This is a genomic window from Brachybacterium fresconis (assembly GCF_017876515.1).
GTDB classification, from domain to species: domain Bacteria; phylum Actinomycetota; class Actinomycetes; order Actinomycetales; family Dermabacteraceae; genus Brachybacterium; species Brachybacterium fresconis.
Genome location: NZ_JAGIOC010000001.1, coordinates 3,474,119 through 3,494,645, shown reverse-complemented (window position 1 = coordinate 3,494,645; position 20,527 = coordinate 3,474,119). Strand labels below are relative to the sequence as shown.

The 20,527-nt window shown below is 69.0% G+C and carries 18 protein-coding genes; 10 read left to right on the top strand and 8 right to left on the bottom strand.

Features of this window, described 5'->3' with window-relative positions; all coding sequences use genetic code 11:
• Positions 1–132: 132 nt before the first annotated feature.
• Positions 133–1,575, bottom strand: a complete 1,443-nt coding sequence (locus JOF44_RS15565) for a hypothetical protein (protein WP_209893457.1) — start codon at positions 1,573–1,575, stop codon at positions 133–135.
• A gap of 146 nt (positions 1,576–1,721) precedes the next feature.
• The gene (locus JOF44_RS15560) at positions 1,722–3,008 is read right to left on the bottom strand and encodes an ISL3 family transposase (RefSeq protein ID WP_209893454.1); all 1,287 of its coding nucleotides are present in this window, start codon (positions 3,006–3,008) and stop codon (positions 1,722–1,724) included.
• A gap of 502 nt (positions 3,009–3,510) precedes the next feature.
• Here JOF44_RS15560 and JOF44_RS15555 point away from each other — a divergent pair.
• A complete protein-coding gene (locus tag JOF44_RS15555; protein WP_209893451.1) occupies positions 3,511–3,900 on the top strand; it encodes a hypothetical protein in 390 nt (129 codons plus the stop codon).
• Positions 3,901–4,164: 264 nt separating this feature from the next.
• Here JOF44_RS15555 and JOF44_RS15550 read toward each other — a convergent pair whose 3' ends face one another.
• The 3 genes from JOF44_RS15550 to JOF44_RS15540 form a co-directional block, all read right to left on the bottom strand.
• Positions 4,165–5,646 (bottom strand): flotillin family protein, encoded by a 1,482-nt coding sequence (locus JOF44_RS15550; RefSeq protein ID WP_209893448.1) that lies wholly within the window; start codon positions 5,644–5,646, stop codon positions 4,165–4,167.
• Between the two features lie 153 nt (positions 5,647–5,799).
• Positions 5,800–6,381, bottom strand: a complete 582-nt coding sequence (locus tag JOF44_RS15545; RefSeq protein WP_209893446.1) for an ATPase — start codon at positions 6,379–6,381, stop codon at positions 5,800–5,802.
• Positions 6,381–6,737, bottom strand: coding sequence for a TA system antitoxin ParD family protein (locus JOF44_RS15540; protein ID WP_209893443.1), 357 nt, complete (start codon positions 6,735–6,737; stop codon positions 6,381–6,383). Before JOF44_RS15540 ends, JOF44_RS15545 begins: the two co-directional genes overlap by 1 nt.
• Before the next feature lie 181 nt (positions 6,738–6,918).
• Here JOF44_RS15540 and JOF44_RS15535 point away from each other — a divergent pair, with 181 nt between their 5' ends.
• Together JOF44_RS15535 and JOF44_RS15530 are read left to right on the top strand one after the other, a co-directional pair.
• Entirely contained in the window at positions 6,919–8,499 is a 1,581-nt protein-coding gene (locus tag JOF44_RS15535; RefSeq protein WP_209893440.1) for a C69 family dipeptidase, read from the top strand.
• Between the two features lie 148 nt (positions 8,500–8,647).
• Positions 8,648–9,100 (top strand): hypothetical protein, encoded by a 453-nt coding sequence (locus tag JOF44_RS15530; protein ID WP_209893436.1) that lies wholly within the window; start codon positions 8,648–8,650, stop codon positions 9,098–9,100.
• 30 nt (positions 9,101–9,130) lie between these two features.
• Here JOF44_RS15530 and JOF44_RS15525 read toward each other — a convergent pair whose 3' ends face one another.
• On the bottom strand, positions 9,131–10,279 hold the full coding sequence (locus tag JOF44_RS15525) for a Gfo/Idh/MocA family protein (RefSeq protein WP_209893433.1): 1,149 nt from the start codon (positions 10,277–10,279) through the stop codon (positions 9,131–9,133).
• 79 nt (positions 10,280–10,358) lie between these two features.
• Positions 10,359–11,657 carry an ABC transporter substrate-binding protein gene (locus tag JOF44_RS15520; protein ID WP_209893430.1) on the bottom strand — a complete coding sequence of 433 codons (1,299 nt, stop codon included), beginning with the start codon at positions 11,655–11,657 and terminating at the stop codon, positions 10,359–10,361.
• 238 nt (positions 11,658–11,895) lie between these two features.
• Here JOF44_RS15520 and JOF44_RS15515 point away from each other — a divergent pair, with 238 nt between their 5' ends.
• The 3 genes from JOF44_RS15515 (at position 11,896) to JOF44_RS15505 (ending at position 15,294) form a co-directional block, all read left to right on the top strand.
• Positions 11,896–12,906: a LacI family DNA-binding transcriptional regulator gene (locus JOF44_RS15515; protein WP_209893427.1), complete on the top strand. Its 1,011-nt coding sequence runs from the start codon at positions 11,896–11,898 to the stop codon at positions 12,904–12,906.
• Between the two features lie 181 nt (positions 12,907–13,087).
• On the top strand, positions 13,088–14,158 hold the full coding sequence (locus JOF44_RS15510) for a hypothetical protein (RefSeq protein ID WP_209893424.1): 1,071 nt from the start codon (positions 13,088–13,090) through the stop codon (positions 14,156–14,158).
• A gap of 68 nt (positions 14,159–14,226) precedes the next feature.
• Positions 14,227–15,294, top strand: coding sequence for a M20 family metallopeptidase (locus tag JOF44_RS15505; RefSeq protein WP_209893420.1), 1,068 nt, complete (start codon positions 14,227–14,229; stop codon positions 15,292–15,294).
• On the opposite strand, the gene JOF44_RS15500 is transcribed toward JOF44_RS15505, so the two are convergent.
• Entirely contained in the window at positions 15,283–16,278 is a 996-nt protein-coding gene (locus tag JOF44_RS15500; RefSeq protein ID WP_209893417.1) for a LacI family DNA-binding transcriptional regulator, read from the bottom strand. The genes JOF44_RS15505 and JOF44_RS15500 overlap by 12 nt on opposite strands.
• Before the next feature lie 144 nt (positions 16,279–16,422).
• Between JOF44_RS15500 and JOF44_RS15495 the strand changes: the two genes are divergently transcribed.
• Genes JOF44_RS15495 through JOF44_RS15480 form a run of 4 tightly spaced genes read left to right on the top strand, consistent with a single transcriptional unit; the run spans position 16,423 to position 20,273 of the window.
• A complete protein-coding gene (locus JOF44_RS15495) occupies positions 16,423–17,187 on the top strand; it encodes a glutamine amidotransferase (protein WP_209893414.1) in 765 nt (254 codons plus the stop codon).
• A 1-nt stretch (position 17,188) separates the two neighbouring features.
• On the top strand, positions 17,189–18,235 hold the full coding sequence (locus JOF44_RS15490; protein WP_209893411.1) for a DMT family transporter: 1,047 nt from the start codon (positions 17,189–17,191) through the stop codon (positions 18,233–18,235).
• Positions 18,232–19,290, top strand: coding sequence for a phosphotriesterase family protein (locus JOF44_RS15485; protein ID WP_209893408.1), 1,059 nt, complete (start codon positions 18,232–18,234; stop codon positions 19,288–19,290). The genes JOF44_RS15490 and JOF44_RS15485 overlap by 4 nt, the downstream gene beginning before the upstream one ends.
• A complete protein-coding gene (locus tag JOF44_RS15480) occupies positions 19,287–20,273 on the top strand; it encodes a ribokinase (RefSeq protein ID WP_209893405.1) in 987 nt (328 codons plus the stop codon). The genes JOF44_RS15485 and JOF44_RS15480 overlap by 4 nt, the downstream gene beginning before the upstream one ends.
• The last annotated feature ends 254 nt before the right edge of the window (positions 20,274–20,527 follow it).

Genomic DNA, 20,527 nt, shown 5'->3' with positions numbered 1-20,527 from the left:
CCTCGATACGCCTCAACGGAAACACCTCGACACGGTCTGCCCAGCTGCTCCATGCGGCGAAAAGCTCCTCGAAGAGCTCGAGATTCCGCGTGCCCACGTCGTGCAGCTCGGTCGACGTCGGGAAACGGGCGATCAGCGGCAGCGGGCGTCCGCATCACCAGCACGCAACACCGTGAAGCGCTCTGCATCTATCCGCGTCGCGCTGGCAACCGGCGTCTCCGTCTCCCCTTCGCTGAACGCCACCTTCCAGGCGCCTCCCTCAACCCCTTCAAGGATTACCGCTCGCTCGAGGTCTCCGCCGGAATCGACGATGCACCCGCTATAGAAAAACTCGGCTGTCAACATCGGAGTTCCCCCTTCGTCCAACTTGGCGTACCAAGAGCCAATTGCAGTACTCGACGTCAGAAGGGTAGTGGCAACTGTAAGCAATAGCCACATCAGCGTAACAAACAGAACTCCCAGAAAGGCCTGAGCCCGCTCCATCAAACTCCCGCCGCCCACGCCGACATATCTAGCCCATCCGCACAAGCTACCCACCAATACGATGACAGTCACGAACACACCAGCAGTAGCAACTGCAACAATCAGATGAAACCACCCCGGGACTGCAACCTTTGCCGACGGAATCCCCAAGCTTCCAAGCCATAACGCTACACTAGATTGCCCGATAACGGCGGATGCCGCCGCAAGGAGGGAGATGGCCGGCATGGACCACAATCCCCGCACGCCTGGATGCAGAGCATAAAGATGCACCCAGCCAAAGTAAATCCCTATGATGGCGATCGCAATGGGGATGGTCAGCCAGTAGGAAGCTATCTGCGACACAAGTATCGAACTGGCGAAACCGAGCGTCGCGCAAAAGAACAACGCAATCAACACAGAAAAAGCGCGGACCCACCGCGAGAGCCTGTCACCCGTGATCCACAGTGCTGCCGTAACACTCGCCAGCACAGCCACTCCGCCTCCGACCCAGCGGACCCACGTGGTCACGGGCAACCAGGGCAGAGCGCCGCTGCCCACCGCCACGAGAAGTGCCACCACGACGAGCGCCATGAAACCAATCGATCGCCAAGGGGCCGTCGAGGGCTCCGGCACAACCTTGCTTGGCTCAGCCGCGGTGAAGACTCCCATCGTCTCGGCATCGAACGCAGTTCCAGGAAGTTCTGACGCGATCGCCGCCTGATTGGCTTGCTTCTCGTGCGCGGCGCGGCGATCCGCGACAGAGTCCGCATCGCTACGTTCTACAGAGACTTCCCACTGACTAGCCTCGAGCTTCATGTCGGGATTCTGCCTGAACCATTTCGGCCAAAGATCCACCCAGCCCCCAGAAGTGCGGGTAATCACCGTTCGAACCCTCGTATCGTGAGCGGGGACAAACAATCGAAGCTCATCGACGATCAGGGGAAAATGGCGTTGAGCGAATGCACTAATTTCACCGCGAGCAACGCTGATCGCCGCCGCTCGCGCGCAATACAACGGCATGGCTATCACAAATCCCGCTTCGACTTCAGAGGCGAACCACCCCCAATCCTCGAAAGCTCTACGTCGATGCTCCTCTAAGACTCCGTCTGGCATCCTCGCCTTGACATAGACGGTCCTGTTGCTGGCCCTTTTTTGTGGCTCCACTGCTCCCCCGAGCATCGATTCTACTCATGCCTCCCCCGAGCATACTTTACAGGCTCTTCGCGGTTCGTGGTGAATGACCCTGCTGTGGAGGGTGTTCACGCTACGGTTCTCGCGGCGCTGGTCAGCAGGATACGCATCCGGTAGTTCTCCGCGTTGCGGAATCCGCGGCCGGTGCGTTTGATGTTCTTGATGCCGGTGTTCGCGGCCTCGACGCGGGCGGTGGTCGCGCCGGTGACGATGAGGACCTCGATCGCGTCCCACCAGGCCACGACGGTGTCGTAGAGCTTTGTCGCCTCGGGCATGTTCGCGATCTGGGCGAAGTAGCCCATCCGCATCCGTTCGTCCCAGGCCTGGGCGAGGGTGTCGGTGGCCAGCAGGCGGCGGAGTTGCTCCTTGATGCCCCAGGCGGCGGAGAGCTCGTCGGTGGGGTCATCGGTGCGGAACACGTCCTCGAGCCGCTCCCAGGCTCGCGGGGTGAGGGTGTCGCCGCCGCGTAGCAGCAGCATCCGGTGGGCCCAGGCCGAGTCGTCCTTGCGGCCCCGGCGACCGCGGTGGGTGCGGGCCAGGCGCTGCCTGATGGTGGTGACCATGTCGTTGCCGAGCTTTACGAGGTGGAACTTGTCGACCGAGACCGCGGCGCGGGGCAGGTAGGTCCGTAGTGCTTTGCGGAACGCGGCCGAGGGGTCGATCGCGACGATCTCGATCCGCTCCCGCCAGGCCTCGGAGCGCTGGGCGAGCCAGTCCCCGACGGTGGCGCTGTCGCGGCCGTCGACGATGCCCAGGACCTGCCCGGTGGCCAGGTCGACCAGTGTCGTCATCCACGGCTCGAACCGCCTCCAGGAGCCCTGATCGGTGCGGAACCAGCGCACTGACCGGTAGCGGTGCTCATCGATGCCCAGCCGGGTCACGCACGTCTTCTCGACGTCGGTCAGGACCACGGCAGCGGCGCTGAGGGCGGCCTGGACCAGCCACCACGAGACGCCGTGGGCCCGGGCGACCTCGGAAGCTGCCCGGCCGGAGGTGATCACGGCCGAGACGACTTGATCGCGCAGCCTGGTGGTCGAGCGGGCGTATCGGGGGATCTGCTCGGTGGCCTCAGCGAACGTGCCCCGGGCGCAGGCCGGCTCGAGACAGAACCAGCGCCGCTTGGCCCACACCACCACCGTCGCCCCGGCGACGGGAACGTCCCTGACTTGCTGCATCCGGCGGGAGTGGACCTGCGTCGCGAGCGCCCCGCAGGACGGACAGCCCGGCGGGACGGTCGAGGCGATCACCACCCGCCGGCTGCCATCGGGCAGGTCGACGGCATCGATGACGCGGTAGTTGGGCAGGTTGAAGATCGTGCTCGCAGCATCCCGCTGCGAACCAGTATTCTCGTGCACAGGCTCGTGGTCCTCTGGAATGTGGATGTCTTGACAACACCCATCACAGCAGGACCACGAGCCGTTCTACGCCAACGACGCGACGCTCCCCATCACCACGAACCGGGAAGAGCCACTTTACACCCGATCCTCGAAGCCGGATCGTGGCGTCACGCCGCTCCTCGCCGTCGCAGCACACATCAGCTCGAAAAGATCGCGCTCCGGGTACACGGCGCTGCAGTCGCCACACCCGCTTCCCGACGAGCAAGGAGAAGGGCTCCTCTGATGTTGAATCAAACATAGACCGGCCCGACACGCAGTGCCCATGCGCCGAGATCCGTCGGATGGCCCCACCCTGCCGATCAGCCCACCCACGAGCCCGTCCCGGCCCCCACCCTTGACATCAGGTCACGAAAGGGCAAAGAGTGGTTCAACGGAAGCTGTTCCCGCCTCGAGGGCGGCGGACGTGGAAAGCTGCGTGCGGCGACGCCCCCGGGGACACTCGATCAAGGAGTGATCGCTCATGATCCGCATCCGTCATCTCGCAGCCGTCGCCGCCGTCGGCCTGGCCGGAGCCGTCTCAGCGCCCGCGGCCCTCGCCGCCCCGGCGACACCGGCTCCCTCGGAGGCCGAGGCCGGCACGATCAGCCCCGTCTCCTACGCGGACCGCACCGTGCAGGAGTTCGGTGCCGGCGACGACGTCGATCTCCAGCGTTACACCACGGCTGATGCGCGCAGCGCGATCACCGAGCACGACGCCGCGCCCACGCACTGGAAGCGCGTCGCGGCCCAGGGCGCCGCCGGCCACGTCTACGTGACCTACGTGAACACCCAGACGCACGACGATCTCGTCCTCGGCGTGAACACCACCACGGGGATGGACGGCGATCACCTCGTGGACCAGGCGCGCTGATCGGGCGAGGTCCTTATCCAGGGCCCACCCGCACGCTCACCACGCGGCCACCGCCGCCCCTCGGCCAGCTGAGGCCCCACCACACAGCCGACCTCTGCGTTCTCGTTCGCACAATCGACTGTGGCACCGACAACGCAGAGGTCGAAGCGCGATGGAGGGCGGTGCGGCGATCGGAGTCGATGTGGCGAGGGTGGTCGGTGTGGGGATCGGGGTCGGTGTGGCGAGGGAGGGCGGCGGTGTCGGTGAGAGCGGGCCCGGGACGGCTCAGTCGGTGCCGGACTCGTCCGTTCCGCGGCTCGGGGCCGCGGGCGCGTCGCCGGCCGGAGCAGGGGCCGCGCCGCCGTGCGGCGCTTCCCCCGTTCCCCGATCCGAGGTCTGCTCCCGCAGCGCCTCCCCGATCGCATCGCCCTGGGCCGCGCCGGTGGCACGCCCCTGGATCAGGTCCGGGATGCTCAGCCCCAGCGTCGACTCGACCGTGTCGAACACGCCGCGCAGGGCACCGGCGGACTCGCCGGAGAACTGCTTGCCGGCCACGTCGCCGTCGTTGCCGTCGGAGCTGACCACGGTGATCTTGCCGATCTGCGCGTAGCCCTTGGCGAAGGTCTCCATGAGGGTGGGCAGCTGCTCGACGACGCGCTGGGCCAGCAGCGCCTCCTGATTCTCCCGCAGCGCCTCGGCCTCGGCACGCATGGCATCGGCGCGGGCCTCACCGGCCAGGCGCTCGGCCTCCGCGTCGGCATCGGCCCGCAGCTTCACGGCGCGGGCGTCGGCGTCGGCGACCTCGGCGCGAGCCTCGGCCTGACGGCGCTGCTCGTAGGCATCGGCTTCGGTGTCCTTCTCGCGCCGGTAGAGCTCGGCATCGGCGACGCGCTTGACGTCCGCGTCCAGCTGCGCCTGCTTGTTCTCGGCCTGCTGCTGGAGAACTTCCTGGCGGGACTTCTCGCCGGCGAGGGCCTCGGCCTGCTCGGCCTGCGCCTGGGCACGACCGACCTCCGCCTGCGCATTGGCCCTGTTCGTGTCGAGCGCCTGGTTCTCGACGAGGTTCTGCTCCTCGTTGCGGATGCGCTCCTTGGCGACGGCACGCTCGGCGTTGGTCTGGCTGATCTCGGCCGCCTGGCGCTTGGCCTCGATCTCCGGCGCGCCGAGCGACTGGATGTAGCCGACGTCGTCCGCGATGCCGCGGATCTGGAAGGAGTCGAGGATGAGCCCCTGCTCACGCAGCTCGGGGATCACGGTCTCGGCGATCTGCTCGGAGAAGACCTTGCGGTCCCGCATCAGCGAGATGACCGACTGCTGGGCGATGACGCCGCGCAGCACACCCTCGAGCTGATCCTGCGTGAAGGACTCGATGGCCTCGTCCTGAGAGGCGAAGCGCTCGGCCGCCCGACGCACCAGGTCCGGGTCCGAGCCGATCTTCACCAGCGCCACGGCCTCCACGCTGACGGTCACGTTGTCCGCCGACTGAGCATCCGCGCGCATGTTCACCTGGCGCTGGCGCAGCGAGATGACCTCGTGGCGCTGGGTGACCGGGTTGACCATCGCCCTGCCGTTGACCACGACCGTGGTCGCCGAGGTGCTGCCGTCCACGTTCTTCTGGCTCTTGCCCGAGATCACGAGCGCCTCATCGGCACGGGCGACCTTGATCCAGGTGCGGATCACGAGGAAGACGATCAATGCGACGACGATGACGACGACGAGGATCAAAGCGACGACGCCGATGACCCCGATGCCGAGGAATGTATTCATGCCATGCCCTTCGTTGGAGCTGAAAGTATGTGACCAGTGTTTCATGGTGACAGCGGGCGCACAGAAAGACGCCTCCGATACCGCGCCACCAGCACGGGCAAGTTCTCCGTGCCGATCCGGACCGGCGCGGGGTGCTGAGCTACGACGTCCTTCTCAGGTGCCGCCTCCGCGCCCCCGAAGCGCCGCGGGCGTCCATCGGGGCCAGCTCGCCGCGCCGGTGAGCTCCCCGTGCTCGAAAGAGGCGCAGAGGCGGAACGGGGTACGGGCACTGCTGTTGTCGAACACGTCCGCCAGGTCGGCGATCAGGATCGCCTGGCCGACGTGATCCCACAGCCGGTCGTAGCGGTCGCGGATCTTCTGCTCGGGCACCTCATGCCCGCCCCGGACCACGCGCTCGAGCACGCGCTGCACGGCGAGCTCGACGGGAACCATCACGACATGCAGGTGCACGAGGTGTCCGGCGCGCACGGCATCGGCGACGAGATCGATCTTGCCGGGATGCGAGAACACCGTCTCGGAGATGAACGAGAAGCCATCCGCGATCCGTTCCCGGCGCCGGGCCTCGGCATGTCGCGCGGCCTCGTAGGCATGCTCGGACGGAGCCTCGGGCCAGGTCTCGGCGGCGATCTCGTCGGCATTGATGAACCGCAGGCCGGTGGCCGGACCCAGGACGTCGCGGACATAGCTGGATTTCCCGGAACCATTGGGCCCGACGAGCAGATGCAGGACCGGCATCAGCCCGCGGAACGAATGACGACGTTCCCGTCCTCGTCCAGCTCGGAGTACGACTCGCCGCCGGCCGAGAACGCAGAGGCATAGTCCAGCGTCGACCGCAGGGCCGCCATGCGATCAGCCCATTCCTGACGGACGACGGCCTGCTCCTGCCCGCTCAGCTCGTCGTAGGAACCGGTGCCCGCGAGGACCCGGGCGACGTCGCGATGACTGACCTGAGGTGACATCTCCAGCTCACGCCCGATACGCGCCCAATGCGCGATCTGCTGCGGCACCGTGCGCGAGGTCACGCGTGCCGCGACAGAGGCGGACTCGTAGACATCCGCCGGGAGCCGGGTGGGCTGACTGCTTCTGGACATACCGACAGTGTAGCACTGTGCTACAGGCGGTCCGGGCCCGATGGTGCCAGGTGTGACCGCGCCAGCACCCCCGATCCCGGAGATACGTCGCCCCCTCCCCCGTGAGGTCTACCGTGGCACAGCACGCGATCCCTCACCCCGGGGTCGCCCCGGCACGTCGAGGGACCGAGGAGAACTTCTGATGGGATGCACCACGCTTCTGGTGGGCAGGCGCGCGAGCGCCGACGGGTCACCGCTGGTGGCCCGCACCGAGGATTCCTCGAACGGGTCCTTCGACGCCAAGCGGGTCACGGTGGTCCGGCCCGAGGACCAGCCCCGCGAGTACACGAGCGTGCTCGGGCGTCGGCGGATCGAGCTGCCCGCGGGCCCGCTGCGATACACCGCGGTGCCCAACGCCCTGCCCGACGAGGGGGTCTGGGGCTCGGCAGGGGTCAACGCGGCGAACGTCGCGATGAGCGCCGCCGAGACGCTGACCAGCAACCCGCGCGTGCTCGGCGCGGATCCGCTCGTCGAACTCGTCCCCGAGCGCGGCACGCCCGGCTCGCCCGAGCATCGGCCGGAGCGGCCCGGTGGGATCGGCGAGGAGGACATGCTGACCCTGGTGCTCCCCTACATCCGCAGCGCCCGCGAGGGGGTCCAGCGCCTCGGGGCGCTGCTGGCCGAGCACGGCACCTACGAGATGAACGGCATCGCCTTCAGCGACGTCGAGGACATCTGGTGGCTGGAGACCGTGGGCGGGCACCACTGGATCGCCCGGCGCGTGCCCGAGGACCACTACGTGACCATGCCGAACCAGCTGGGCATCGACTCCTTCGACCTGCAGGACGCCGAGGGCGAGGGGCGCGACCACCTCGCCAGCCCCGATCTGCGAGAGTTCCTCGAGACCCATCACCTGGACCTCACCCTGCACGGCTCCTCGGGGGCAGGCTTCGCCTCGACCGGGACTGCGGGCGGCGCCGGGCCGAGCACGTTCAACCCCCGCGAGGCGTTCGGCTCGCACTCGGATCACGACCACGTCTACAACACCCCGCGCGCCTGGTCCATGCAGCGCACCCTGAGCCCCACCAGCGAGGACTGGGACGGGCCGAGCCCCGAGCACCGTCCCGACTCCGATGACCTGCCGTGGAGCCGCCGGCCGGAGCGGATGCTGACGATCGAGGACGTCAAGGACGTGCTCAGCTCGCACTACCAGGGCACGCCCTACGATCCGTACTCCCCGCGGGGCACCGACGCCGAGCGCCGGGCCTTCCGTCCGATCGGCATCAACCGGCACAACGCGCTGGCGATCCTCCAGGTCCGGCCCGACCGCCCGGAGCCCTCCCGCGCGCTGCAGTGGATCGCCTTCGCCTCCAACCCGTTCAACACCCTGATCCCGATGTTCACGAACGTCGAGGAGGCGCCCCGGTACCTGGCCACCACGACGGGGCAGGTCAGCACCGACAGCTTCTACTGGACCTCGCGCCTGATCGCGACCCTGGCCGATGCGCACTTCGCCGAGACCACCCCGCTCATCGAGCGCTACCAGCAGCAGACGCTCGCTCTCGGGCACGCCGCCGTGCACGCGGCCGACGAGGCCGCCGGGCGCCTGGTGCAGGAGGCCTCGGCCGACGAGAGCGCGGACGCGTCCGTGTCGGAGCTGCTGGCCGAGGCGAACACGCGCATCGCCGAGCAGATCCGCACCGAGACCGACGAGCTGCTGGCGACGGTGCTGCACACGACCAGCAACCTGATGACGAACCGGTTCTCCCGATCGGACGGATGATGACGGCGTGAGTTCAGGCGCCGGTTCCTACCCGCGGCACTGGACCCTTCGGGATCCGCGGAGGACGGGCGCATACACTCGCCTCGGCCCAGCACCCAGCAGCCCGTGCCTCGCGGCCCGTGCCCAGCAGCTCAAAGGATCCTCTCTCGTGAACCGTCGTCGACTCCTGCGCGGCGCCGCCGCGCTTCCCGCCCTCGCCCTGCTCGCCAGCGGGTGCGGCGCGATCCGCCGGGCGGGCGCCGAGGACGACATCCCGGGCAGCGCCGAAGAGATCCTCGACGCCGTGGACCTGCCCCGCCCGGAGTTCTCCGTCCAGCTCGACGCCGGCCCCATCCGGGGGGATGAGCAATGGAGCAAGACCATCGCCTTCACCGCGGATGCGACGAGGATCGAGGACTGGGTCGACGCGGCCTTCGACGGCGGCATCCCCTCCCGTGCCCAGGCCGACGACGAGGAGCCCGCCACGCGCCTCGGCCAGGGCGTGCAGAAGAAGGGGGACCGCGTCGCCAGCGGGACCCACGGCCCCCACGCCTATGTGGTCGTGGTGGGCCAGCAGGACCGGCCGACCGTGCATGTGGGGGTGCGGCGCGAGGGTCGGTGACCGGAGCTCGGACCACCACGACGAGCGCTGTCAGGCACCGACGGTGATGCCGCCGTCCTGGGAGGCGACCGACGCGGTCTTCTCGAAGAAGTGCGGGGCTCGGGCCTCCAGAGTGCCCGCGCGGTAGTACGGGTCATCGGCCGGCAGCGGCAGGTCGATGGTGCGGCGCTCGATCACGGCGGCATAGATCGCGGTGACCAGCTCGATCGCCCGTCGGCCGTCCTCCCCCGTGATGAGCGGATCGCGTCCGTCCCGGATCGCGGCGATCACGTCACGCAGCTGACCGGCGTGACCGGTGTGCTCCAGAGGCGGCAAAGCCTCGGCGACGGCGTCGAGCTCTGCCATCAGGGCCGTGTCACCGTCGGCCGTGGGGAAGCCGTTGGGCTGAGCGGTCTCAGCCCGGACAGACCACGGCTGGGAGACCCGGGCATGTTCACCCTGGACCACGATCTCCTGCTGCTGGCCGTGGTGGACGACCGAGCTGGTCAGCTCGGCGAGGCCGCGCCCGTACTGCAGGATCGCGACGGAGAGGTCCTCGACCTCGGCGTTGTGATGCTGGGCGTTGGTCATCATGGCCGCGACCGCCTGCGGGGAGCCCAGCAGCCACAGGGCGAGGTCGACGTGGTGGATCGCGTGGTTCAGGGTGCAGCCGCCGCCTTCGGAGGCCCACGTGCCCCGCCACCACAGGTCGTAGTAGGACAGGCCCCGCCACCACTCCGACGCGATCCGGGTGTGGGAGATCGACCCGAGCTTCCCCGAGTCCAGCACGGCCTTCAGCCCCATCATCTCGTCGCGGAAGCGGTTCTGCGCGATCACCGAGAGGAGCTTCCCGCTGCGCCGCTGCGCGGCGAGCATCGCATCGCAGTCCTCGAGCGAGGGCGCCATCGGCTTCTCGACGATGACATGGATCCCGGCCTCCAGCGCCTGCACGGCAACGGGGCGATGCGCCGACGGAGGCGTCGTGATGGAGACCAGATCGAGGTCCTCGGCCGCGAACATCTCCTGGAGATCTGCGTAGGAGCGGGCGTCGGCCAGGGCGAACGCCTCCCGTTTCGCGTCGGCTCGTTCGAGGGTGAGATCGGCGAGGGCCACGATGCGCACCTCATCAGGAGCATCCAGGTAGGCGCGGAGGTGGGAATCGGAGATGTTCCCGGCACCGATGACGGCGACGTTCAGCATGGGGAAGGCCTTTCGTCAGGGTGGAGCGCGGGGACTGCGCAGGTCGGGTGGATCAGGCAGGACCGATCGCCGGTGCCCGTCACCTCTCGGGCTGCATGGTCTCGAGCTGGGCGAGGATCTCCTCGGCGATGTCCGACGGCGGTCGACCGCCGAACAGGGACTCCTCGGCGAGCCGGCTGAACTCGTCCCCGAATCCGACTCCGGAGCTGGGAGTGACCAGCGGCGGTTTCACGACCTCGTCCTGCAGGTCCCGCGCGAAGTCGAGCGAGACCATCTCGTTGTCCGACAGGACCGGCTCGATCTCGGTCTGCAGCTCGGGGAACGCGGTGACTCCCCGTTCGATCTTGAGGATCTTGGCGGCCTCCGGGTCGCGCAGCAGGAAGTCGATGAGCGTCGCGGAGTCCTCCGGATTCGCCGTGTCGGCCGAGATCGACCAGTACATCGAGGCCTTGTTGACCATCTGGGGATCGCCACTGGTGCGGGCCGGCACCCGCAGCAGCTTCAGCGGGGAGCCCGAGGAGGCCTGGAAGGTCTGGATCTGGGTGTGGAACTGGAAATGGAAGGCGGAGCGGTTGGTGGCGAACCGGCCCTGCTCGACGCCCGCGGCCGCGTCTTCGACCTGCGCCGACGGGCCCGAAACCGCGTCCTTCTCGACCAGCTCCAGCGCGTACTCGAGGAAGGAGACGATCGTGTCCTTGCTGATCGAGGTCTCGTCCTCTCGGGGGAACAGCTGCTCGCCGCTCTGCCGCGCCCACATCGCCAGCTCCGACGCATTCGTCCCGAAGAAGTCCAGGCCGATGATGTCCTCACCGGCAGCGGCGGCCCACTCGCTGACCTGCGTGCAGAGGTCGGCGAACTCGTCCCACGTCCACGTGGTGTCGTCCGGCATCTCGATCCCGGCCTGTTCGAGGATCTCCGGGTTCACACCGACGGAGAGGATGCCGATGCCCAGGGGCGCGCCGACCAGGGTGCCGTCGGCCAGGCGCCCGGTCTCGAGCATGTCCTCGTCCATGTCGCTGAGGTCCAGCAGGTCCGAGATGGTCTCGAGGTCGAGCAGAGAGCTGCGAGTGCCGTAGGAGTCGATGTAGGACTCGTCCATCTGCATCACGTCCGGAGCGTCTCCCGCGGCGGTCTGGGTGGCGAGCTTGTCCCAGTAGCCGGTCCACTCGCTGTACTCGGGGGCGACCGCGATGTCGGGCTGGGACTCGGAGAACAGGTCGAGCGCCTCGCGGGTCATGGTGTTGCGGAGATCGCCGCCCCACCAGTAGATCCGGACGCCCGCGGAGTCGCCGCTGTCGGCGTTGGGGCCGCATGCCGCCAGGGTGCCGAACGCCCCGAGGGTGCCTGCTGCGGTGAGAAGTCGGCGTCGGCTGATCATGGGTGCTCCTTGGATCGTGGATCGTGATGGGAGTCGTCGACCGGCCCGGGAACTCCGACGTCACCAGCAGGCTGTGGTCGGTGGACGCGGGCGGACGGTTCGCACTCGTCGGCACCACGGCTGCACTCCGACGGCGGAGTGCTCTGGCGGCCCATCCCTAAAGTGATCGATCACTAATGCCAGGTAGAATCTAGTGATCGATCACTTTCGTGTCAAGGGTCACGTCCAAGGAGGGCACATGCCGCGTGCGACCACTCCGCGTCGCGTCACGATCTACGACGTCGCCGAGCGCGCCCAGCTCTCCCACCAGACGGTCTCTCGATATTTCCGGGCTCCCGAAGGGCTCAGGCCGGCGACCCGCGAGAGGGTCTCCGCGGCCGTGACCGAGCTCGGATACAGTCCGAACCCTCTGGCCAGGTCTCTGCGCACCGGACGGTCGAAGCGTCTGATGGTGGTGGTCCCGGAGCTCACGTCCAGCCCCGCACGTGTGCTCGCCGGGGCGAGCGACGCCGCCCGAGGGGCCGGTTTCACGCTCGATGTCGTCGGCCTCACCGGAGATGCCGACGAGCGGACCGACCGTCTCGCAGAGCTCGCGCGCACCGGTCGTCCGGAGGCGATCCTGTCCCTGATCCCGTTGGCCGCTGATGCGCAGGAGGCATGCGCGCCCGTTCCTCTGGTGGTCGTCGGGGAGCTGGACGATGCGATGCGCGGTATCGGAGAGCTCAGCGACGCCTCCCCCGTCCTCGAGTTCCTCCGCGAGCTCTCAACGCTCGGACACCGCCGCTTCCTGCACATCACCGGCGACCTCGACTTCGCCTCCGCGCGGGCGCGCCGGGACGCCTACCTGACCGGTATCGAGTCGCAGGGCCTGGAGGATCTCGGGGTCGTCGACGGGGACTGGAGTGCCGCCTCCGGATATGAGGCCATCGCCGCGATCGATGCCGCCCGGCCGCCGACGGCGGTCATCGCGGCCAACGATGTGGTGGCCGGCGGGGTCGTCCAGGGAGCTCGGGAGCGGGGATGGACGATTCCCGAAGACCTGAGCGTCACCGGCTGGGACAACCTGCCGCTGTCCGGTCTTCTCAGCCCCACCCTCACCACGGTCGAGGTCGACCACGAAGGGGTCGGGGTGCGGGCCATGCAGCGCCTGCTCGAGCGGCTTTCGGGGGCCGCGTCGGCCGTGCCGGCTTCGGAGCCGGTGAACACGGTGATCTGGCGCGGGTCGACCGGCCCGGTCGCCGGGCACTGACGGCCTTGGGCCGGGCTCGACGGGCCGCTGGCCCCGGTACCGCTGATCGGCCTCCCCTGCTGCTTCGTGGTCTGCCGTGTCCGACCTGCACGCTCGGGCGAAGGCGGCGACATATCCGACACCGCCGTCGGGGCACGCAGCACGCGCGTCACGATCAGTAGTATTCGCGAGAACTGCTGCGATGCCTGAGGGGGATCAGATGGGTGTGTTCTTCATGCGCCGCGCCGAGCGGGAGGAGCTCCGACTCACGGCGACGTCCGCCCGGGATGCAGCCCGCACCGCCACCGACGCCATGCGTGTTGCCACCGATGCGATGAAGAATGCGTCGCGGCTCCACGCCGAGACCGAGGAGCGGCTCCGCACCGAGGCAGACGCCGCGACCGCGCCTCCCAGCCCGGACGGCAGCACCGCGGCGCCCGCCAGCAAACCCGTGAGGAACTCGCCCGAGCGCGCCTCCTGGTGGGAGAGGTGGGGAAAGGAGAGTCTCGCCGTGGTCACCGCGGTCGCGACGCTTCTCACCTTGGTGTTCGTCGCCCTGCAGGCTCGCGCAGCCAGCACCTCGGCGAATGCGGCGCAGGAGCAGACGCGCGCCGCGCTGGCGGAGATGGAATCGCGTACCCGGGCTGCCGACCGGGAGTTCCTCTCCGGGATCCGGATCTCGAACGATCCCGAGGGTGTGCTGATCAGCAATACGACATCGATGACGCTGCCCTCGGTCGCCTACTGGTATCTGCAGAACACCGGGGGCTCGCTCGACGAGGTGGAAGGGGCGATCGGCGGGATCCCCCTGTGCTCGACGGTCCACGTGCCGTGGGCGCATCTGGAGGAGAGCCGCCCGAACCAGGACGACGCCCCGGCCGAGCAGTTCGCCCATGACGCCTCTGCCGCGGCGGAACTGCATCTGGCGGTCCAGGCGCCCTCGGGGGCATGGTTCCTGATGGGCGCCAGCGGGTCCCTGTACTCGATCGACATCGCCGAGCCGACCGCCGCGGAGACGTCACGAGCCGTGCCGCAGAAGGAGTGGCCCGACGAGAATCCCGCAGGCACCGCCACATACCCCTACGAGGTCGCAGACGTCGCCCTGGAGGCCCTTCATCAGGCCGACCTCCATCACACCGCTCCGGACACGTACCGGGAGGGCGCGGACGAGGTCTCCACCTTCACCGCCGACCCGATCATCGGCTCCGGCGATGCAGTGACCACGCAGAGCACCCCGACGACCGTGGTGCTGCACGATGAGTCGTGCACCTGATCGGAACCCGGCGGACGACCGCATCACCCTGCACGGCCCCGTTCCGCCCTTCGCCCTGGGAGGCACCGTTGCTCGATCCCGTCGCCCTGGCCTCGGATCTCGTCCGCATCTCCAGCCCGTCGGGGGACGGCGAGGGGATGCGGGGAGTCCAGCAGCACACCGCCGACCTCATCCGCGAGCGCATGCCCGCCGCTCGCATTCGCACCGGTGGCGAGGCCCGCCCTTGGACCCTGATCTCCGTCGGTCCGGACGCCCCGTCTCCCCTGTTCGCCTGCCACACGGACACCGTCCCAGTCGGCGATGCGCAGCAGTGGTCGCACGACCCTCTCGGCGGGGAGCACGACGATGAGCACCTGCACGGGCGAGGTGCCGTGGACATGAAGGGCGGACTGGCCGCGGCGTCGGCCGCTCTGGTCGGTGCCGCCACCCGGGGCGCCGGCGGGCATATGCTCCTCACCGCCGACGAGGAGATCGGCTCGCTCGGCGCCCAGGACGCCGGTGACGTCCTCGCGAATCTCGACCTGACCGGCATCATCATTCCGGAGGCGACGAACCTCAGCGTGCGATGCAGCCACCGCGGCGCGTGCTGGTTGCGGCTGATCGCCCGAGGCCAGGCGGCACACGGTTCTGCCCCGGAGCGCGGGGTCAACGCCGTGCTCCGCCTCGCCGCGGCGGTGGGTCCCGCGCTGGAGACCGCTCCGCTGCGCCACGACGAGGTGCTCGGCGCAGAGACCGCCTCGATCGGCACGTTCCATGGCGGTGACGCCACGAACATTGTTCCCGCTGCGGCCACTGCAACTCTGGATCTGCGGACCGTCGCCGCATCGACTCCTCTGCTCGAGCATTGGCGGCAGGTCGGGGGCATCGACGAGGTCGAGACGATCCTCGATCTCGCGGCGCTGAACACCGATAACGATGCGGCCTTCGTGCGGGCGCTGCCCGCGCCGGTCGATCCCGCGCCGGTCACCTACTTCACCGACGGCTCCGTGCTGCAGGGGTTCCGCCCGGACGTGCCGATCGTCGTCTGGGGGCCGGGAGACCCGGCACAGATGCATTCCGTGGACGAGCGGCTCGAGCTCGCCCAGCTGGCGACCGCCGCGGATCTGTTCGAGCGGGTGCTGCTCTCAAGGCGCTGAGGGCGGCGCTGCCACCGATTCGGCGATCCTCAGCTCCATCGGCAGGACGTGCGCCGTCGGCTCGGCACCGTCATTGGCGGCGTCGACGAGGTCCAGCGCATGGCGCGCGATCTCCTCGAGCGGCTGGACGACCGTGCTCAGGCGCGGCGTGACCCAGGAGCCCTGCTCGATGCCGTCGAAACCGACCAGCGAAAGATCCTGCGGAATGCGGATGCCGTGCATGGGTGCGGCCGCGGCCATGCCGACGGCGACGACGTCGCTGGCGGCGAAGACCGCGGTGGGCCGATCCTCGAGGCGGAGGATGCGGGAGAGGGCATGGGCGCCGAAGGGCTCCGAGTACGTCCCTTCGAGCACCAGCTGCGGGTCGACCTCGAGTCCGGCGTCGCGCACTGCTCGCAGGTATCCGCGCAGGCGATCGCGCGCCGATCCGAGATGCCCCGGGCCGGCGACGTGCGCGATACGTCGGTGCCCGCGGCTGAGCAGGAAGGTCGTCGCCTGATAGGCGCCTTCGAAGTTGTCCGCGCCGACGAACGAGCGGTGCTCGGTGAGCTCTCCGTCCAGTCGCTCGTCCAGGGTCACGAACGGGAAGTCGTCGGGGACCTCGGCCAGCAGCGCTCCGCTCCCGGTCATCGAGACGAACACGACGGCATCGATGCCCAGGCCGCCGCCGCGGGCGCACTTGGCCACGATTCTGCGTTCACGGGCCTCGAGCCCGTCCGAAACCAGTACAGAGACTTCCAGGTCACGATGGTGCGCTGCATCCGTGACGGCCTGCGTCAGCTGCGCGAAGTACGGGTTGGACAGTTCGGGGATGACCAGCGCCAGGTGCTGCACCCTGCGGCGGGGGAGGGAGAACCCCGTGGCCGTCATGGCCTCGCGGATGCGCGCCTCGGTCTCCGCGCTCAGTCGGAGCTCCCCCTTCAGGAAGCGCGAGACCGTCGACGTCGACACGCCCGCTTCCCGGGCGACGGCGGAGATCGACATGGGGCCCCTTCCAGTGGCGCTGCGTCGACAGGGTACGCGGGAGCGGCTTGCCTTCAGAACGCCGCGGGCCTAGAGTCGACAACCATAAGCATTGCGCAATCGTTGCGCAACACTCCATGATCCCGAGTTCGAGGAGGAACACAGATGGCGAAGGTGCTGTTGGCAGGAGAGTCGTGGGTCAGCGCCACGATCGACCACAAGGGCTATGACCCCTTCCCGCACACCCAGGTGGAGATCGGTTGCGCACAGCTTCTCGAGGATCTGCGAGGCAGCGGACACGACGTCACACATCTGCGCTCGCACGACGTGGCCGAGTTCTTCCCCCTCACCCGCGAGGAGCTCGATGTCTACGACGTCGTCCTGCTCTCGGACATCGGTGCCAACACCCTGCTGCTGCCTCCCCAGGTCTTCGACCAGGGCCGCCCGGCCCCCAACCGTCTGCATCTGCTGCGCGATTGGGTCCGCGACGGCGGCGGGCTGATGATGGCCGGCGGCTACCTCTCGTTCCAGGGCTTCGGTGCCAAGGCGAACTACGCGGGCACCGCCGTCGAGGAGGTCCTGCCCGTGGACATCCATCGCTGGGACGACCGGGTGGAATCTCCGCAGGGTGTCCAGGGACGGCTCACCGGCACCGAGCATCCCGTCGTCTCCGGGCTGGATGAGACCTGGCCGATCCTGCTCGGATACCAGGAGCTCGTCGCCAAGCCGGACGCGACCGTCCTCGCCGAGGTCGAGGGCCGCCCGCTGCTCGCCGTCCGCTCCGTCGGTGCCGGGCGCACCCTCGCCTTCGCCTCCGACGTCTCGCCGCACTGGGCCCCGCAGGAGTTCATGGAGTGGGACGGCTATGCGACGCTGTTCGGCCAGGCCATCACCTGGCTGGCCGCAGAGGACCCGGACGAGGTGGCATGACATGACCGCACCTCAGGACAACGTCGTCCACGATCGACCGCCCGTCGCGAAGACCGCATCCGTCGGCCTCTTCGTCCTGTTCACCGTGCTCGCGGGCACCCTCGGTCCAATGCAGTCCGCTGTCAACGGGCGGCTCGGAACCGACCTCGGCGACGGTCACCTCGCCTCGATCGTCTCCTTCGGCAGCGGCCTGCTGCTGATGCTCGTGATCATCCTGCCCCGCACATCGACGCGCCGGGCATTCCTGGCCCTGCCCGGGCAGTTCCGCCGCGGCTCCATCCCCTGGCCGAACTTCTTCGCCGGCCTGTGCGGCGCGATGATCGTCCTGTCGGAGGGCATCTCCGTCGGCGCCCTGGGGGTCGCGACCTTCCAGACCGCCCTGATCTCCGGCATGGTCATCTCCGGCGTGGTGTGCGATCGCCTCGGCATCGGGATCCCCTTCAAGCAGGCGCTGAGCGTGTTCCGGCTCATCGGTGCGGTGCTCGCCGTCGTCGCGACCGTCCTTGTCGTATCGCCGAACTTCGAGACCCCGCACGCGCTCGCCCTGATCGTCCTGCCGTTCGCGGGCGGCCTGCTCGCCGGCTGGCAGCCCGCCGGCAACTCGAACATCGGCAAGCTCGCCGGATCGATGCTGGTCTCGATCACCTGGAACTTCCTCATCGGTTTCCTGTTCCTGACGGTCGCCTTCATCATCCGGATGGGGACCGGACATGCGAGCTTCGCTCTTCCCGACACCTGGTGGATGTACCTCGGCGGGCCTCTCGGCCTCGCCTCGATCGGCCTGATGGCGATCCTGGTCCGTCGCCTGGGCCTGCTGCTCCTGGCGCTGTCCTCCACGGCGGGCCAGCTCGTCGGGTCGATCGTCATCGATTCGCTGCTGCCCGGGATGGGCGTCGTCCATGTCGTGACCATCCTGGGCGCCCTGGTGGCGCTGTGCGCGTCGGCGATCGCGATGATCCCCTCGAAGCATGTGCGGGACGAGAGCGGGGCACGGCAGCTGACCGCGCACGACGGGATCGAGCCGAGTTCGGAGGAGGTGAGCTCATGACCACGTCGGAACCGACGGTGCAGACCGTGATGGGCGCCGTGGAGGCGTCGGAGCTCGGCGTCATCCTCCCGCACGAGCACCTGTTCAACGACCTGCGCGGGTGCCTCGTCGAGCCGACCTATCCCTTCAGCCGGATCCTGCCCGGCCATCCCGTCGAGCCGTCCCTGCAATGGGCGCTCAAGCAGGATCCGTATTGCAGCCCCGACAATGTCGCCCCGAAAGCCTTCGCCGGCGTGAGCGCCGAGGCCACGGCGTTCCAGGGAGTCGGCGGGGGAACGATCGTCGATGCCACCGGATCCGCGGCGATCGGGAGGTCTCCGCAGGATCTGGTCCGGCTCTCCCGGGAGACCGGCCTGCACGTGGTCATGTCGACCGGCACGTATCTGGAGACGTTCGAGGGAGAGCGCATCACGACCTCCTGCGTGGACGAGCTCGCGCAGCACATCGCGGGCGAGCTCCGGGACGGCGTCGGCACGGAGCAGATCCGCGCCGGCATGATCGGCGAGGTCGGCGTCTCCCCCGACTTCACCCCTGGCGAGCGCACCGGGCTGCGCGCCGCCGCCCTCGCCCAGCACGACAGTCCCGACGTCGCGATGAACATCCACATGCCCGGCTGGCAGCGCCGGGGCGAGGAGGTGCTCGAGATCGCCGTGGGCGAGATGGGCGCGGACCCCTCGCGGATCTCCCTCGCCCACAGCGATCCCTCCGGGAGCGATGTCGACTACCAGCGTCGGCTCCTGGATCGTGGCGTCTGGCTCGAGTTCGACATGATCGGACTGGACATCTCCTTCCCGGGCGAGGGGGCCTCCCCCGCGATCGGCGACACCGCCGATGCCGTCGCCCGGCTGATCCAGCTCGGGTACGGCGACCGGATCCTTCTCAGCCACGACCTGTTCCTCAAGCAGATGTGGAGCAGCCTGGGAGGCAGCGGGTTCATGCTCGTGCCGACGGCCTTCCTCGAGCTGCTGGTGGCGCGCGGCGTGGATCGCCCACGGGCCGAGCAGCTCATCACCACCAATCCGCAGCGGTACCTCGGCGGGGGCGACCCGTCATGACGACGCAGAACAGCACCGGCAGCGGCAGCGGCGGCGGCAGCGGCAGCGGCAGCGGCAGCGGCAGCGGGATCCTTGTCGTCGGCTCCGTGAACGTCGATCTCGTCCTGAGCGTGCCACGTCACCCCGAGCCGGGCGAGACCCTCCTCGGCACCGGATCGCGTCGCTCTCCCGGCGGCAAGGGCGCCAATCAGGCGTGCGCGGCGTCCCTGCTGGGCGGCGACGTCCGCTTCGCCGGCCGCACCGGCACCGGGGCCGACGCGGATCTCGCTCTGGAGCTGCTGCGGCGGGCAGGAGCGGATCTGTCGGCCACGACGGAGGTTCCGGACGTCGAGACCGGGCTGGCCGTCGTCACCGTCGACGAGCCGGGCGAGAACAGCATCGTGATCCTCGCCGGGGCGAACGGCACCTGGTCGCCGGAGCACGTGGACGCTCTGCGCGAGGAGGTGGCCGCGAGCGGGATCGTCGTCTCCCAGGGCGAGGTCCCCGCGCCCGCCATCGACCAGCTGGCGCGCCTCTGCGCCGAGGCCGGAACCCGGTTCCTGCTGAACCTCGCTCCGGTGATCGACGTCCGTGAGCGCACACTGACCACGGCTGATCCGCTGGTCGTGAACGAATCGGAAGGGCGCCTCGTCCTGGAGGCGATGACCGGCACCGCCGCACCCGTCGACGACGCGATGACCGTGCACGCACTGCGCAGCGCCGGCATCCCGTCCGTCGTCATGACGCGCGGAGCGCACGGCGCGATCGCGAGTCACGAGACCGCCACCACCGAGATCACCTCGCCGACCGTGACAGCGGTGGACAGCACCGGTGCCGGCGACGCGTTCGTCGGGGCACTCGCCGTGAAGCTCGCCCAGGGGCACGGTCTCGACGAAGCATGTCGTCACGCCGCGCGGGTGGGAGCCTTTGCCGTGACGAGGCCCGGCGCGCAGCCGTCGTATCCGGACGACCAGGACGACTTGCCGACGCAAGCCCGCGGCTGAGGCGCGGAATGGGGCCGCACCCCAGGTCCCCCCGCGACGAGGCGGTGGAGCGACCGATTCGATACCGACCAGGTCACGGTCCCTCAGGGGATCTCGTGTCATGAGCACCGCCGAAAGCGCCGAAGCCCCCGAAGCCGCCGAGCGTACTTCGGGAGTGTTCGGGGCACCGGTGTCGATGGCGAAGATCCCGATCCGTCGGCGTTCGGCGAGGCCCTGCGCCGCGGCGTGGTCCCGCCTGTGCGCGGAGCCGGCCA